Raw genomic sequence first — 14,783 nt, forward strand, 5'->3', positions numbered from 1 at the left:
GCCACATGTAGTGAATCATGCTTAAGTAACCTGGTTGTCCCCTACTAGCCTGATTCCGCTTCATCTGTCTTTATTAATGTCACACCATCCACTTCCATGACCCACTGTCCATCTGATAAATAGGGGGGCTGAGACACGACAAAAGTCGTCGTTAAAAAGCCAAAACCAACAACAAAGTCGTCATCGATAAACTCTTTTATCGGCGCATTGATCGTAGTTGTTCCACCGTTATGTATTCGCTTATAAGATATCGTGCCATCTGAAACTATTAGTAAATACATGTCTACACTTTGCCACTCGCCGACATATGACAACTTATTCTCTGGTAACGGGTCGCTACACCCTACAAGTGCAAACAACGACAGTAAGATAACAAATAGTTTTTTCATCGCTCGTCTCGATAGTCTAAGGCCTAAGTAAGTTCCGAATCACCACTTCATGGAAAAACTAAGAAAAGTACTGGAATTCAACGGACAAAACGCCACTAACGGCAACTCTCCCAAAACATGTAAAATGGATTATGTATCCAGTGAGATATCATCCCAATGTTCCTCCGCCCCATAAGCCCAATCAATTGCTTTTCGTCTTTGTGATATCACGCTTTCATTAAACCTGCATTTTTGGTTTGTAAGAGCACACTCACGAGCATACCAATGCAAACGATATAAGAAATCCGACTGCGCTTGGATCTCATGAATTGGGCGTAGTCGTGCATTTCGAATAAAATCAATCGGATCACTTTTAAAGGGTATTTTGCTTGCGAGATCATCATCGCAACACCTGAAGTGATCTAAGCCTGCAATACCAATACACCAAGCCAAAGCCTGAATACTTTCAACCAGCCAAGAAATATTTATTTTATCTTGCTCATCGATTACTGTTTGAGAAAGCAGTTGGCGTTCATATTCACTAACGTATGGTAAAAGTTCATATTGATTTAATGAATCGAGCAAGTCTTGCCCTTTGGCATCATAAGCTAATCCGATTACATAAGCTAAAGCACTTAACCTTGATGCAATATCTTGTGCCGTTCTAGGGCTTACATCTTCCAAACGTTCAATTTGAGGTAAGTGCTCAGGAGTATCAACTCCAATCGTTTTGAGATACTTGATACTTTTCTGTTTTACAGCGTCCATATTCATTTTCCAAAGAACCTTGTTGGCGAAGTACTGTGCACACAACGTGACTGTGTTTCCAAACATTAAACCATGAACACGAAGCAAGAGTGGAACGAAAAATGCCGCGCGTTATGAATCAATGGTTATATTATGACAGCCAATTTAATGTGAGCCAATCTTATGGTTTGTTGCCTTCCTCGGCGATCAGTTTATCAAGTTGGCTAACTATATGCGGTTTCACTGTATCGTTCCATGTGAGGAAGAAATGTGTGGTCTCAGCATCGTGGGGAATATTTCCTTTAAGCCAGATTTTATATTCTCCAACCTTTGATTCAAATTCTGGGAGACCATTTTTAAAATGGTGAATATATCCATTCAGTAGGCGCTTACCAAGTTCAGGTCTATATTCATAGTAAATATCTATCGTTGCCTTTAACTTGACAGGATCCTTTTTCTTTAATCCATAGATTGAAATTAGATACCGTAAAGAATCAATATCACCATTCTCAAATAACTCTTTTAGATACAGTTCTTCAGCTTTATCGGGCTCACCAAGCATTGCAATGTTATATATATAAGCATTATTAATGTATGGAATAGTATCAGAGAAATGGCTTTTAATTTTTAACGAGGTGGATTCACTTATTTCATATATATGGCTAGAAAGGATAAGTAACCATCGAAAATAATACTCATCATCATCTTTTATATGTTCATCACTTGTGAACCAATATTGAGAGAGCAGTGCCTCATGTCTATACTTACCACCTGGCTTATAACGCATATATGGCACTAATGTCCTTGAGTAAGGTACATCAAGCAAAGAGTATACAGCTACAGTTTTTATTTCTTCTAACCATGCTATAGCGGTATCGTAGGATTCAACATCTTCATCAGCGAGCTTAATTTTTGCTATGTAGTCTCTATAGTGTATTAACCTTTCTTCAACGGTCATCGCCGAAAGTTCTTCATATAGTGCCCTGTCAAAAGCCATATTACATAACACTGACATATTTTGCCTTTCGATTAGCCTAGTCTCGTCGTTTGAAACACAAATCTCAAAATCAAAGTTATAGATTTTCCAGATATTAAGCACAGTTGAATACAACATATTGAACTCACCAAAGCGAGCAACTAGGTCATGTGCAACGCTGTATCTTCTATGCACGTCCAAGGGAGAATTAGCAGCATCAATCATGTATATAATAGTGGGAAGGATAGCTCGAGCATCTCCTTTATCTGCCAAATCGAACATAGTCGACAAGTACTTTTGAAATTCTTCATCAGGGATAGTAATTGTTATTTCAGCTGTATTAGCTTGAGCAACACTCAAATATTCGGTGTTTCTAATCACAACGTTAATTTGTGCAGATATATCACCATCTCTCGCCTTAGCTAGCAGTCTGTTCATATCTTTGTCTAAGAGATACTGTGCTTGTGACTCCCCAAGACGAGCGAAATACCTAATTATTTTATCTGAATCAATTTTCTTTTGGTCTACGTGGGGGGAACAGCTTCCTTCCATTAAACTAATGTAATAAAAGAATAGATTTTTATCTTTGGTTACAGGCTCTTCCAGGTGCTCAACAACTTCAGAACTACATACCTTTTCGATTGGCAAAATATCAGCACCAAAACTATCGGTAGATATTAAAGTGATTAAAATAATGCCCAAATGAAGTAGTGTCGTTTTCATGTCATTCCTTGTATTGCCACTGAGCACAATCGCTCAGATTTTTTCATCTCGTTCCCACAAGAAACCATACGAATTTTGACTCTAATTTACAGTAACTTAATGTACGATTATGTATCTATGCGTCATAGGTTTAGAACAACCTACAGATAAACGATTTAGCAGCTTGCTGCGCCCGATGTGAAAGGGGTCGTTGTTATAAGCCATCAAGCGCAAGGAATTGATATTGAAAGGTAGGAATAGATTCAGAAAGTTGGAGGAATTTTCTAAGAGGTGTATTTATTACTTTTTAATCACCTTACGTATTCTCACCAATGCGCCATAAAACGCCGCTTGGATCGATGATACAGAAATCTAACATTCCCCATGGCTGAGCAACTAGCTCGGTAATTTTGACACCAAACTCTTCGACGATATTGAGTTTCAATACGTGCTGGTACCAACTATTCGCATCTTCCACCAGTAGGTGCATCATTGAGTTGTTGCAATGGGCAGGCTCGTAGAAATCTTGAAGCAGAAATGCACATGAACCAAGTTTAAAATAAGCGATACCGTCAAACTCCGAGGCCATCTCGAATCCTAGACGCTGGTAAAAGCGTTTCGACAGTTCAAAGTCCTTCGCTGGCACGAATGATTTGATTTCTACAGCATTAAGATTTTCCATATCTACCTCTAGATTTTAATTCAGTGAAGATCAAACAACTGATTTTGCATCAACGTTTGACAGTAAAGCTTATAACACTCATCCCTAAGTAGCACTCAATACATCTACTTCTATTCAATCATCCATTCGGTAATTTTTCCTTCTGCAAGAGTAACTTATAGTGCATACTGGCGGCTTTTGCATGGGTAAAAAATGAAGAAGAACGGTTTTACACTTATTGAACTCATCACCGTAATCGTTATCGTTGGAATCATTGCTGTCGTTGCAGCTCCAAGGTTCCTTAACGTAAGTACCAATGCTCATGTTGCTTCCGTCAAAGGGACTGGTGCAGCGTTTAAAAATGGTATTGATTTTGCCTATTCCAAAATAATGGCAACGAACGGTGGTGGACCAGCTTCCAATGTCTCAATCTATGACGATACGTCAACAGGCCAACTTGATTTTAATGAGTGGGGGTATCCTGCCCAACAATGGCACTTAGAAGAAGATTCTCCTAGATTAGATAACGTCGAAGATTGTATGTCGGTTTGGAATGCTATTTTGTCAGATCCACCAAGTGTCTCTAGATTAACATCACCTACTAATAGCGACTATTTAGCTGAATATATCAGTAGAGATCAGTGTCGTTATCACTACAGAATTGTCCCAGACATATCGATTTATTATAACTCGACCGATGGTAGCGTCATTGTAGATGATGATCCGACAAGCTAAGGTAAATCACCAAAAGTTGGTTGTTATTGCTCATGCTTCTCCAATTTTTCGACTCTAAGTGGGGCGCGCATTCACCCTACTTACCTAAAATTTTTACTGAGCCATAAATTACACAGTTATTCCTAACCAAATGCCCTAACCTGGATGTTATGATATAACATTGCAAATTTTAAAAGTTGTAGGTTTTGTTATGTCATCTATACCCGTTACTATTTTGCATGGTTTTCTTGGTTCAGGAAAAACTACCTTGCTACGAAACATACTTCAACAAGCAAGTAATCAAAGCATTGTGCCTTCTGTTGTCGTGAATGACATGAGTGAGTTAGACGTAGATGGCGTGCTCATCGCGAATACAGATGTGGTCAATGAAGAGCAAGGAAACTTCGTTACTATCAGTGGTGATAGTGTCAGTAGCCCGAGTGGCCTAGTAGAACTCGAACAAGCTTTAATTCAGCTTTGTGAAGAGCAAAAACCAAGTTGGATCGTGATTGAAACGTCAGGCAGCAGCCATCCTCTTCCATTAGTGGAGTTCTTCAAGCATCGAACTCAGTTTGTACTCAAAGATGTAATTACCTTGGTTGATGCTATTTGGTTACGAGACGACTACAGCCAAGGTGCAGATCTCATTCCGACATGGCAAGAGAACCTTCAAAAAGGGGTTCGAGGTATAGAAAACCTGTTGGTCGAGCAGATCATGTTTTCTAACCGTGTGTTACTGACAAAAACTGATCGAATCGATGATGAGAGCGTCGCTAAAATTGCGCAGGCGATACACCCTCTTAATGTCTACGCGAACATCATAAAAACCTCATGGGGCAACATTAATATTGCTTCCATCAACAGCCAGCAAAACTACAACTACTTTCTGGTTGAACAACTCACTGAAGAACTACGCGGTGGCGTCAATACACCGCTAAACCTGTCAGGTAAGGCAAATCAAAGCTTGGTATCTAAAGTACTCAAAGATGACCGTCCATTTCACCCTCAGCGCCTTTGGGACACTTGCCACCAATACATGACCAAAGGTGTATTCCGTAGTAAAGGTTTCTTCTGGTTCCCAACTCGAGATGATGTTTCACTACTGTGGAGTCAAGCGAACGGTAATGTGGGACTAGAAGTTACCGGTTTTTGGCGAGCTTCTGTGATTAATGATGAATCTCAGAACTACACCGACGAACATAGAAAGATACTCCAAGAGAAGATAGACAGCGTTGACAGTCGATTCGGAGATCGTCGTTGTCGTCTTACAGTGATTGGACAGCTAGATGAAGTGGACAGCTTTATAACCGCACTAGAGAATTGTTTTTTAAGTGATTATGAATTGGTGCAGTGGAAAAACGGGGCGAATTTTGAAGACCCTTGGCCGCAACAAGTGGCTAAATTGAGACAGCCAATTAAGTAGGGAGCTGAAAACAAAAATGCACTGGTAACTTGCGTTTGCATTACCAGTGCATGAATGATTTTTGGGGTTAGATTAGCGAGACGCCATTGCACCTTTACCCACACCTTCGTAAGCGACAATCTGAAGAGACTGGCCATCGTTGAGGCTTGGTTTTACTTGGTCAGCAATATAGCCCGCCAATAACTCAACCGTTGTGTCCGTCGGTAAGATTTCAGTCTCACTCTTAGCAATAGCTAACTCGAACTCACCTTGTGGGGCTGTGTAACGGAAGGCATAGTGGCTTTCATCTGTCACTGCTTGCGCATGTTCACTCAAGTTAAGCGCGTCTAGCGTTGTAACATCTTCTTGCGAACCTAAGTAAATGTCTTCCCAGCGCTTAGCGAACGCCTCTTCTCGCTCTGCATCTCGATTACCATCAACAAGGATTTCAACTGGTGAACGGTGGCCATGAGCAATACGCTGACAGTTGCCATCGTGCTTCTTGAGGCCGTGTGTGTAGTGATAAAACGCACCGTCAATCTTCTCGTGACGCAGGGTAATTTCTAGACCAGAAACATTGCTCGGTAGGTTGTCGCGTAGAATGTCATAAACGTGCGCTGTAATGCTTTCGATGGTGATCGCTTCAGCATCAATCAGGCAGTATGCTTCATCTGGGCATTGTAGATGGATACTCTTATCACCACGCATTACGTCAAGCGTTGAGTAGCCCGGCTTAGTAGCCTTGTGGATGATAGCTGAGTTTTTCATTGGCACCAGTAGGCGATGGTCAACATACTCATCAACAAGGTGTTTGATCTGCTTCTTAACCCTGCTGAAATCTAACACCATGCTCATTTCATTGAGCTCGCCAGACATGATGACATCTAAAATCCAACTATCTCCCACGACCCCTCTGTGTTCACAGATGTATGAAGAATCGATAACGGTAAGATCTCTTACAAATAGGTTCAAGTTGAACTCCTTACTATTAATGAGATACGGGAGGCTGATTAACGTTTCAGCAGACACTTCGTCTCATTGCTTAGGTTGAATGAAATTGGAGACGCAGGATGGTACAACCGCTTTGTAAAGTCCACCTTTTTAATGCACCTCTCATAAGAAAAGGCCAATCTCTGTACGATTTTCAAGAAACCGTCGATTAAAGCCTAGTCTAGCGTCTGACAATAAGCATAATCTCGCGACTTATCACCATTTTTAGTAAGGATTCATAGCATTGACGCGATAATGGTTAAACGCTCATTACGCCCTTGATCACCGTCTTCGCGCTCCCTTTGAGCTTAATACGATGATTAGGTAACACTTCTACATGAACATCGCCGCCCCGCTTGGATGCTTGATATGCCCTCAACGTGCTTTTACCCAACTTCTCGCTCCAGAACTGGCCTAAGGCACAGTGCGCAGAACCCGTTACTGGATCTTCGTTTACCCCAACCCAAGGGGCAAAGTAACGCGAGATAAAATCCAAGTTCTCATCATCTGATAGCGCTGTTACCACAACTCCTCGCCCTTGAAGTTGCATCATTGCATCAAAATTGGGTGTTAGCTCGTGTACCGCTGTTTCACTTTTAAGCTGGATAAAGACCTTCGAATCAAATCCACCATAAGCTTCAATATTTGGGGCATCAATTCCTAACGCTTTGATTAACGGCTCATTGAACTCTAGATCGAGATGAAGCTCAGTTTGAGGGAAATCCAGCTCAATACCATCTTCAAGAACAGCTGCTGTTAATGGACCAGATAATGTGTCAAAGGTGACCTGCTCTCCTACACGCAAATCTCCACGTTCAACTAAAACATGAGTCATCGCGAGTGTGCCGTGACCGCACAACTTCACTTCAATCTCAGGCGTAAACCAGCGCAGATTCATATCATGCAATGTAAGAAACGCCGTTTCCGATACCGCCATCTCTTGTGCGATAGCAAACATCAAGTCTTCACTCAATGGCTGTTCGGTAATACAAACACCAGCAGGGTTGCCCTTGAAAGGTGCCGACGTGAACGCATCGACTTGGTAAATATCTAGATTCATATAACTTTCTTTTCCTTGAAATGGTTCAGTTGTGATTATTAGCGGCGGAGGGGCTCACAAAAATTTCTCGATCAAGACTTCATCAATATAAACACCACCCACTTTAGCGTGCTTTTTGGCAGTGCCTACCACTTCAAAGCCTTGGCGCACATAAGCAGCTAGTGCGCGCTCGTTGTCTGCACGAACATAGGCAAACAGCTTTTCATAGCCTTTCTGTTTTGCCACTTCAAAAGTTGATTGGAACAGCTGCTTCGATACGCCTTTACCACGGCTTTCGTCATCAACAAAGGTACCGATGATACCCACATGATCAAAGGCTTTGGTGTATGAAGCAAAAGGTTCGATGTTTTGAAAGGCGATGACTTTGTTTTGCTCTTCGTCAACCGCAACAGTAAACACACCTTGTTTTGGGAAGTTCGCGATAAAGCCCTTCTCTTCCTCTACAGAAAAAGTGGTATCAAGAATGGTATACAAACCTTCTTCGATAATCGGATTAAGTACTTCAGTAATGCCTTGCGCATCTTCAACGGCGACTTGTCTAACTACTAAGCTCATGCAATTACTCTCTTATTATTATCAAGAGACTTGTTGTACATCAGTTACATGGTTACAGCAATCTAATGAATTGAATATGCGATATTTTTTTCTCGCGAACAGACTCAACTGATCACTATCTAGACGGTGATGATTTAATACCTATTACCGTTGTAAACTCACCGACACCATCACTGTAAATGCTGGCACACAGGTATGCAGTATCAGGAAATCTATCTAAAAGCTGATTGGTTGCATTCTCGTATTGCGATAGTTCAGTCACTTTATGAGCGAGGTGAACACCGCCAACCACTTTTCCTAAGTTTTGAGCGTCGAGAAAGTCGCATGCTGCACTGTGGTTATCAAAAGCAAACAGAAAGTCGCTGCTGTCTGACAAGTTTCGTAGGTCTACAATATCGACGTTATTCGGCATTTCATGTGATAACAGCTTTGCCATTAAGTTCTCGATAACCCGAGACACCGCACTCATATCATTTGACGGGTTATCAAATACCAACAGCAAAGTATCGGAATGCTGACATAAGGTATTCAGCTGCTTCGTTTGGTTTAGGCTGTTCGAAGACACCAATAGTGCGTCCAACTTTATACTTCTCAATATCGACTCAGATAGCTCCGATTCCGACAAGTGATTAACACCTTCTGAGAACTTATTGATCGGCGCATAAGCAGCGATTTTGAGCTCATCTAATTCCATCTCAATGGGTTCAAACATGGACTTGATAGACTCCTTTCATAAACGTTGGGCAGTAATTAAAGTACCGCCACATTCGAAGCGGCAACCTCCATCTTGAAAACATAATCAGATTAACTTGGCTGATTTGGCCAATCACGAACATGAATGTCCATTTGTGGGAAAGCAATCTCGATGTCGTTTTCTCTAAATAGCTTATCAATGTTCTTGTTAATCAAGTGAATTGTACTCAAACGGTGTTCAATCGCTGTAATGTGCACACGTAGTTCAAAGTCTAAACTGCTAGCACCAAAAGCAAGGAACACCACGTATGGAGATGGCTCTTCTAGAACCAGTGGGTTTTCACTCGCGATTTGGTAAAGAAGCGACTCTACTTTTTCGACATCGGTACCATACGCGACACCAATTGGGATCACGACTCGTGTAACGGGATCGGTTAAAGACCAATTGATCAACTTCTCGGTGATAAACACCTTATTGGGCACCACTATCTCTTTGTTATCCCAATCGATGATCGTCGTTGCACGAGTCTGTATCTTACTGACTGTTCCTGATAGCTCGTTGATCGTCACGATGTCACCAATCCGGATTGGGCGCTCAAACAGGAGAATCAAACCGGAGATGAAGTTGGCGAAAATTTCTTGTAGACCAAAACCCAAACCGACACCAAACGCCGCCACCAGCCACTGCAAACGAGACCATTGGAAACCCAGCATCGCAAACACCGTCAGCACACCGCCCACCAAAATCAGATACCTAAGCAGCGTGGTAATGGCATAACCCGAACCCGGAGCAAGGTCGAGACGCCTTAAGATAAGCAGCTCTAACACACCGGGTAAGTTACGGACACCGACCATAGTGACCAGCAGCGTAATCACCGCATAAATCAGCGACTGAATGGTAATGTCCACCAGCCTTGCTCCGGCTTCAGTGGTTTCGCTTACCTGCCAGACGACAACATTGTTGAGTTGGCTAGTCATCTCTAGAGCACTCGACCACAAAGTTAGCAACGCAATCACGAGCCCAATTAAAGATAACCCTCGAAGCAAAGTAATCGACTGTTCACTGACTTGCTCACTGTCTAAAGCACGTTCTTCAACATCAGGCATAGATTCTCGGAGCTCTGCCAATTCCGGTGGCTCGTCAGCTTGCTCTTGTTGTTGTGCAATCAATTCTTCTCGGCGTTCCAGTAGTCGCTGGTAGGTTAACTGTCGATGCTCAAGCTTGAGGAAGCGCTCGGCAAGCTGATAGATAAACAAACCACCTAGAATCACGAAAATCGTCAATTGCTGATAGATCAACAGTACCCAAGATGCGACATATAAACCGACAATCGCCATTGCAAGAATACCAACGAACGAACCCAATACCACAGCGCGAATCACAAACAGCGATACACCTTGGTTAAAAGGCGAAGGGAACGTGGAAGGCAAGTGCTGTTTCTTAAGCAAAGAGCTGTATACCGCCAACATGGAACCAATAAGCGCTAAGAACAAGACGCGGGAAATTTCTGCTTCTTTTGAACCCGCAGCGAGTTCCGCTGCATAAATCGCGACTAACAACAAAATCAATGGCCAGCGGACACGCTTAGCACCCGCGTGCAGATATTCACAAATGTAACTTGGCCAACTAAGGTGTAGGTCGAGCACGCCTTTAGGAGAGCTCAATGAAAATATCACCTCAACCACAAACAACCCCGTCATCGCCGCAAAAGTGATGGTTTTTATCTCTTCTGAACTGGAGATCGGCCATAACCAATGGACGATATACGCCGTCATTCCAAACCAAAGCGGTAAAGCTATCGCCCGAAGAGAAGCCATAAGAGACAAAATCAGAGTAAATCGGAATTTATCCTTAAGCGGATGTCCAAATATTTTTTGATACTCCAATCGGCGACTAATTGCTCGCTTGGAGAAACGGATATAAAGAACAAACAATGTTGCACTGTAAAATGCGACTAACGAGCCAACAGTGATAAGCTGCTCTTTGGTTAGCTGCTGAAACCTTTCGATAAACGGACGTTGATCCCCGAACCAGACCTCATGCTCAAAGCTGGTCAGGTGTTGCCACAACGGAACATTACTGCGGCTCCAAAGTTGCTGTTGTTGTAAAAAGGTGCGAGCGCCATTCACTTCTAACACATACTGGCTTTTAGAGGTTTGAAGTTTGCTGAGGGCGACGATCAGCTTGTCGTAACTATCGGTGAGCTGTTTTAAGACCAGTTGAGTCAACTGGCTCAACTCATCTACAGGTTCAGTGCTTTGCTGAATCTCAGAAACCGACTTGCTCACAGCAAAGTCGTCTAAGGTTTGCCCTATTTCGTACTTTCTGATGTGGGCATTAGCAATGCTATTCGGGATCTCACTGCTATCGACCACAGTGGGTAAGCGTTGCAGTTGCGCACGAATCGAATCACCAAAAGCGGTGCTATCACGCAGCCAATTCAGGTTATCTTTAATTAAACGAAGTTCGCTAGTTAAACTTCTTCGCTCTGAATCGACCTCATGAACCGTGATTCTAGCTTGGTCTATCTCCACCAGAACTTGTTCTAACTCTTCGGCGAAAGTCGTTAGTCGATCTAACCTTTGTTGCTCAGGCAGTGTTAGGCTGTCTCTTTGATCTCTTAGCTTATTGGTTTGATCGATAAGCTCGCGCACCGAAGCCTGCTCAACTTGGGTAAGTCGCTCTTGAAGATCGATAACTAAAGGCGTAGCAAGCTTGATCTTACGATCCAGTAACTGTCGTTCCAAACGAACAATTTCAGTTCTCTCATCCAAGCTTTGCAGCTCTGCGGCAAGTACTTCACGATCCAACTTCAAACTCGTTAAATTACTTAACTCCAACCACTGATCAATAACCTCTCCTTTATCGCTCTTCGCTAAGTTGGCTTTTTCTATCTGCCTATCAAGCTGAGCCAAACTGCGCGGCAACTCCGTTCGAGCTGTGCCTAGCTGTTTCGCTTGTTCAGATTTAGTTTGAAAAGAGGTTCGCCACTCCACAAGCGCAGCCTGCAACGATGCAATGGATTGAGAGAGGTCGCTAAACTTAACCAGTTGATCGGTTTTGAATATATCCAGCGACTCAACGCTATTGATACTCTTCATCAAACGTTCGCGCTGAACAGGAAACTGGGTGATGGCTTTTAAGTATTCATCGCGCTTATTGCGTTTTTCATCAAGGCTCGCCACCCGAGCTTTCAGAGTCTCATATTGACCGATGAGCACCTCGTTCTTGGGGTTTTCAGCACTCAGCTTAGTGATTTCACTGTCGATGTAATCCAGCTCCGGCAGTGCTTGCGCCAGAACATTCACCGATGCCATCGTGATAAACAAAGTCAGTATCCACAACATCAAGAGGTTTGATGGTCGACTTAGCCTCCAATTGAACACACCTTTCTCCCTATATTAGGCAAACGAAACTTACCTAAGTGTAGGAACAATTTGCCTATTCTGCTTTGTAATTCAATTAATTAGCTAAAAATAAAACAGCCCGCACATTTTCAGTGCAGGCTGCTGGATAAGACTATGAATTAACAAACAGATTGGCGTTTTCAGTTAACTAAATAACTCCCCTCTCAACTAGTCACGACGACCATTTAGCACTGGCTCATGTTGATCAGCGTGCGATACAAAGCGTACTCCGCCATCGGACGCTTCATTACGACCTTGCAACTTTGGCTCAGGTGCGATGCGTTCAGACTGAACTTGGTTATTTGAGGTCGCGGTCATATCGATAGTACCCGTGTAGTTACCGTCAGCAGCAAAAGCTGTGTTCATTGAGATTGCCATTAGACCTAGTGCGATTAGCTTTTTCATACATCACCTCATTATTCTTAACTATGGTTCGTTTTATCGGCATCAATCGTTGTTTCAACTGTGTCTCTTGCCTTGATGCCGTTTGTTTCGATAAGAATACTTTAGCGCTAACCCTTTGCTGTCACGAGGAAAACCAAGGTTTCCAAAATAGAAACTCCCTATCCCCAGTTAACGATTTAACCAAATTAGATTTTGACCTTCCCTTGTCTTTCCGACTAATACTTATGATTAAGATGAGCGCATGGATACGTATTCGGAGAAGGACATGAATACCAACCTCGATATTCAAAATATCTTAGTCTTAAAGAAAATGTACGAGCTTCGCCACGTTGGTTTGGTTGCCGACGCTTTGGGGAAGACATCAAGCGCCATCAGTAAAAACCTTTCAAAGCTCAAGACCCAGCTAGACGACCCATTGTTTATTCAGACCAAGCAAGGGTTTGAACCGACCTCATTTGTTGAGGCGAATATTCAGCACTTTGAGAGCATCATTAGCAGCATAGGTTTAATCAAGCCTGAAGGGTTTACTCCTGAAACCTATCAAGGCTCAATTAAAATTTATGCCAACAACCATTTCTGGCAGCAGCTGGGTGATAAGTTGTACTTAAAGCTGTTGAAAGAGGCGCCCGACGCTAAGGCGTCATTTCTTCACTGGGATACCAATGCGAGAAATCGCATCATTGATGGTGAAGATGCCGTCGCAGCACACTACTTTGATGAAACACTTCCTCAATCTATTGCTCAAACTGAGTTTGGCCGTGGTTCTGTGGTCTTTTTCGTTCGTAACGACCACCCTGCCACTGATGTTCACAGCTTAACGGACTACCCTGTTGTTCTGCACAAGACCGCAGGTTGGAACGATAATAAGTACCCACTCATCGAGCGCCTGAGTAATATCGGGTTTCAGTTCACACCCAAGGCAGAAGTAACACATCCACAAAATGTCCACGATATCGTTCTACAGACAGACCACTTCGGAGTGACAACCAACGGTAGCGTTCCGGAAGGTTGTCGGAGTATTCACTTGCCTCAAGCGCTGAATATCGAAATCAGCTACGTGATGAGTTGTCGTCGTTCGCAACAACAAGACCCATTGAACCAATGGTTATTCAGAGTGCTCAAAGAGACTATTGCCGACAATCGGAGATAGAAGTGCAGGTAAAGCCACCACCGATAAGCACCGCTAATAACTGATATATGTATAGCTACTTAGAAACGAAGAACGCTTATCAATAATATGACCGCATCAAAAGGACGTCAGCAATGAGTTTGATTTCACACACTCATTCACACGATTAAGGACGCCAAATAATTCAGAGAGTGCAGTCACATGAAAAAGAATGCTTTATTAACCGCTGTTGTCGTTGCTTTATTAGCTGGATGTAACAGTTCAGACAACTCATCGCCTGATCGTGATACCACACCAGGTAATCCAGGCATACCGGCTCTTCCTGGTGGAGGAGATGACGGTGGTAATCAAGGTGGAGACCAAACTGACCCAGATGGCGATCAAGACCTAAATCCTTCTAAAGATCCGCTGATTATCGAGGCAGCTCAGCGCTGGGGCACAACTTATGAAGAGATGTATGATGCTTGCCAACTTTGGACCTGTAATTTAGCAGGCTTAAATGAGCGTATTACCTTCACCATTGAGCGTGATACTGTACTTCTTGAAGGTTCAAGCAAAATCGTATTCACTCTTTCTGATAACAGACATGACCTTTGGCCAACATTTACTTTTTACAGCGATTTAATTGGTCGTAAAGATATCGACATTGTGCATGTCGACTCAACGTTTGATTACAGAGAGTTAGACAGCATACAACGTGAAGGCTCCACGCTGCTCGGCTGGAAAACCGGTTCAGACAGCTGGGCAACACAAGATCCACGTAACTGCGACAACGTGTACTGTGCTTACCTTAAAACCTCTTGGTTAGAAAACGCACTGCATGCATCAGCAATGGCAGTCTATCGATTGGATGGCGAAGTGACAGCAACGCAGCGTACGTACATCGCAGAAGAGGAATTGAAAGCCTTATTCCCAATCTTTAATGCTAATTTCCCTAGTCAGTATTAAATGAACGGCCCCTAATCGTTGAACA

Annotated in this window: 14 protein-coding genes; 4 read left to right on the plus strand and 10 right to left on the minus strand. The window is 42.9% G+C overall.

The window, feature by feature from the left end; translation table 11 throughout:
- Nucleotides 1-44 precede the first annotated feature (44 nt).
- The 4 genes from FIV04_RS09105 to FIV04_RS09120 form a co-directional block, all read right to left on the minus strand.
- Nucleotides 45-389, minus strand: a complete 345-nt coding sequence (locus FIV04_RS09105) for a hypothetical protein (protein ID WP_152468950.1) — start codon at nt 387-389, stop codon at nt 45-47.
- Between the two features lie 129 nt (nt 390-518).
- On the minus strand, nt 519-1,136 hold the full coding sequence (locus tag FIV04_RS09110; RefSeq protein WP_172974236.1) for a DUF4272 domain-containing protein: 618 nt from the start codon (nt 1,134-1,136) through the stop codon (nt 519-521).
- A 160-nt stretch (nt 1,137-1,296) separates the two neighbouring features.
- Nucleotides 1,297-2,814 carry a hypothetical protein gene (locus tag FIV04_RS09115; protein WP_152468952.1) on the minus strand — a complete coding sequence of 506 codons (1,518 nt, stop codon included), beginning with the start codon at nt 2,812-2,814 and terminating at the stop codon, nt 1,297-1,299.
- A gap of 295 nt (nt 2,815-3,109) precedes the next feature.
- Complete coding sequence (locus tag FIV04_RS09120; RefSeq protein WP_152468953.1) at nt 3,110-3,475, minus strand: VOC family protein; 366 nt, start codon at nt 3,473-3,475, stop codon at nt 3,110-3,112.
- 192 nt (nt 3,476-3,667) lie between these two features.
- Here FIV04_RS09120 and FIV04_RS09125 point away from each other — a divergent pair, with 192 nt between their 5' ends.
- Complete coding sequence (locus tag FIV04_RS09125) at nt 3,668-4,189, plus strand: prepilin-type N-terminal cleavage/methylation domain-containing protein (protein ID WP_152468954.1); 522 nt, start codon at nt 3,668-3,670, stop codon at nt 4,187-4,189.
- 190 nt (nt 4,190-4,379) lie between these two features.
- Nucleotides 4,380-5,591: a GTP-binding protein gene (locus tag FIV04_RS09130; protein WP_152468955.1), complete on the plus strand. Its 1,212-nt coding sequence runs from the start codon at nt 4,380-4,382 to the stop codon at nt 5,589-5,591.
- Between the two features lie 72 nt (nt 5,592-5,663).
- Here the strand turns inward: FIV04_RS09130 and FIV04_RS09135 are convergent, their stop codons facing one another.
- The 6 genes from FIV04_RS09135 to FIV04_RS09160 all read right to left on the minus strand — a co-directional run bounded on the left by FIV04_RS09135 (nt 5,664) and on the right by FIV04_RS09160 (nt 12,681).
- Nucleotides 5,664-6,542, minus strand: coding sequence for a 6-carboxytetrahydropterin synthase (locus FIV04_RS09135; RefSeq protein WP_152468956.1), 879 nt, complete (start codon nt 6,540-6,542; stop codon nt 5,664-5,666).
- Between the two features lie 277 nt (nt 6,543-6,819).
- Nucleotides 6,820-7,620, minus strand: coding sequence for a PhzF family phenazine biosynthesis protein (locus tag FIV04_RS09140; RefSeq protein WP_152468957.1), 801 nt, complete (start codon nt 7,618-7,620; stop codon nt 6,820-6,822).
- A gap of 54 nt (nt 7,621-7,674) precedes the next feature.
- Nucleotides 7,675-8,175 (minus strand): GNAT family N-acetyltransferase, encoded by a 501-nt coding sequence (locus FIV04_RS09145; protein WP_152468958.1) that lies wholly within the window; start codon nt 8,173-8,175, stop codon nt 7,675-7,677.
- A 115-nt stretch (nt 8,176-8,290) separates the two neighbouring features.
- On the minus strand, nt 8,291-8,887 hold the full coding sequence (locus FIV04_RS09150) for a hypothetical protein (protein ID WP_152468959.1): 597 nt from the start codon (nt 8,885-8,887) through the stop codon (nt 8,291-8,293).
- Nucleotides 8,888-8,979: 92 nt separating this feature from the next.
- Nucleotides 8,980-12,255, minus strand: coding sequence for a mechanosensitive ion channel domain-containing protein (locus FIV04_RS09155; protein ID WP_253895340.1), 3,276 nt, complete (start codon nt 12,253-12,255; stop codon nt 8,980-8,982).
- 189 nt (nt 12,256-12,444) lie between these two features.
- Nucleotides 12,445-12,681, minus strand: a complete 237-nt coding sequence (locus FIV04_RS09160) for a hypothetical protein (protein WP_150868878.1) — start codon at nt 12,679-12,681, stop codon at nt 12,445-12,447.
- A gap of 265 nt (nt 12,682-12,946) precedes the next feature.
- Here FIV04_RS09160 and FIV04_RS09165 point away from each other — a divergent pair, with 265 nt between their 5' ends.
- Nucleotides 12,947-13,831 (plus strand): LysR family transcriptional regulator, encoded by an 885-nt coding sequence (locus FIV04_RS09165; protein ID WP_152469557.1) that lies wholly within the window; start codon nt 12,947-12,949, stop codon nt 13,829-13,831.
- A 180-nt stretch (nt 13,832-14,011) separates the two neighbouring features.
- Nucleotides 14,012-14,758, plus strand: a complete 747-nt coding sequence (locus FIV04_RS09170; protein WP_152468960.1) for a hypothetical protein — start codon at nt 14,012-14,014, stop codon at nt 14,756-14,758.
- Nucleotides 14,759-14,783 lie beyond the last annotated feature (25 nt).

The organism is Vibrio sp. THAF190c (assembly GCF_009363355.1).
In the GTDB taxonomy this organism is placed as follows: domain Bacteria; phylum Pseudomonadota; class Gammaproteobacteria; order Enterobacterales; family Vibrionaceae; genus Vibrio; species Vibrio fortis_A.

What these genes read in the sequence shown, in the direction of transcription:
- FIV04_RS09105 (WP_152468950.1), bottom strand. Translation starts at nt 389, where the DNA reads ATGAAAAAACTATTTGTTATCTTACTGTCGTTGTTTGCACTTGTAGGG.
- FIV04_RS09110 (WP_172974236.1), bottom strand. Translation starts at nt 1,136, where the DNA reads ATGGACGCTGTAAAACAGAAAAGTATCAAGTATCTCAAAACGATTGGA.
- FIV04_RS09115 (WP_152468952.1), bottom strand. Translation starts at nt 2,814, where the DNA reads ATGAAAACGACACTACTTCATTTGGGCATTATTTTAATCACTTTAATA.
- FIV04_RS09120 (WP_152468953.1), bottom strand. Translation starts at nt 3,475, where the DNA reads ATGGAAAATCTTAATGCTGTAGAAATCAAATCATTCGTGCCAGCGAAG.
- FIV04_RS09125 (WP_152468954.1), top strand. Translation starts at nt 3,668, where the DNA reads ATGAAGAAGAACGGTTTTACACTTATTGAACTCATCACCGTAATCGTT.
- FIV04_RS09130 (WP_152468955.1), top strand. Translation starts at nt 4,380, where the DNA reads ATGTCATCTATACCCGTTACTATTTTGCATGGTTTTCTTGGTTCAGGA.
- FIV04_RS09140 (WP_152468957.1), bottom strand. Translation starts at nt 7,620, where the DNA reads ATGAATCTAGATATTTACCAAGTCGATGCGTTCACGTCGGCACCTTTC.
- FIV04_RS09145 (WP_152468958.1), bottom strand. Translation starts at nt 8,175, where the DNA reads ATGAGCTTAGTAGTTAGACAAGTCGCCGTTGAAGATGCGCAAGGCATT.
- FIV04_RS09150 (WP_152468959.1), bottom strand. Translation starts at nt 8,887, where the DNA reads ATGTTTGAACCCATTGAGATGGAATTAGATGAGCTCAAAATCGCTGCT.
- FIV04_RS09160 (WP_150868878.1), bottom strand. Translation starts at nt 12,681, where the DNA reads ATGAAAAAGCTAATCGCACTAGGTCTAATGGCAATCTCAATGAACACA.
- FIV04_RS09165 (WP_152469557.1), top strand. Translation starts at nt 12,947, where the DNA reads ATGAATACCAACCTCGATATTCAAAATATCTTAGTCTTAAAGAAAATG.
- FIV04_RS09170 (WP_152468960.1), top strand. Translation starts at nt 14,012, where the DNA reads ATGAAAAAGAATGCTTTATTAACCGCTGTTGTCGTTGCTTTATTAGCT.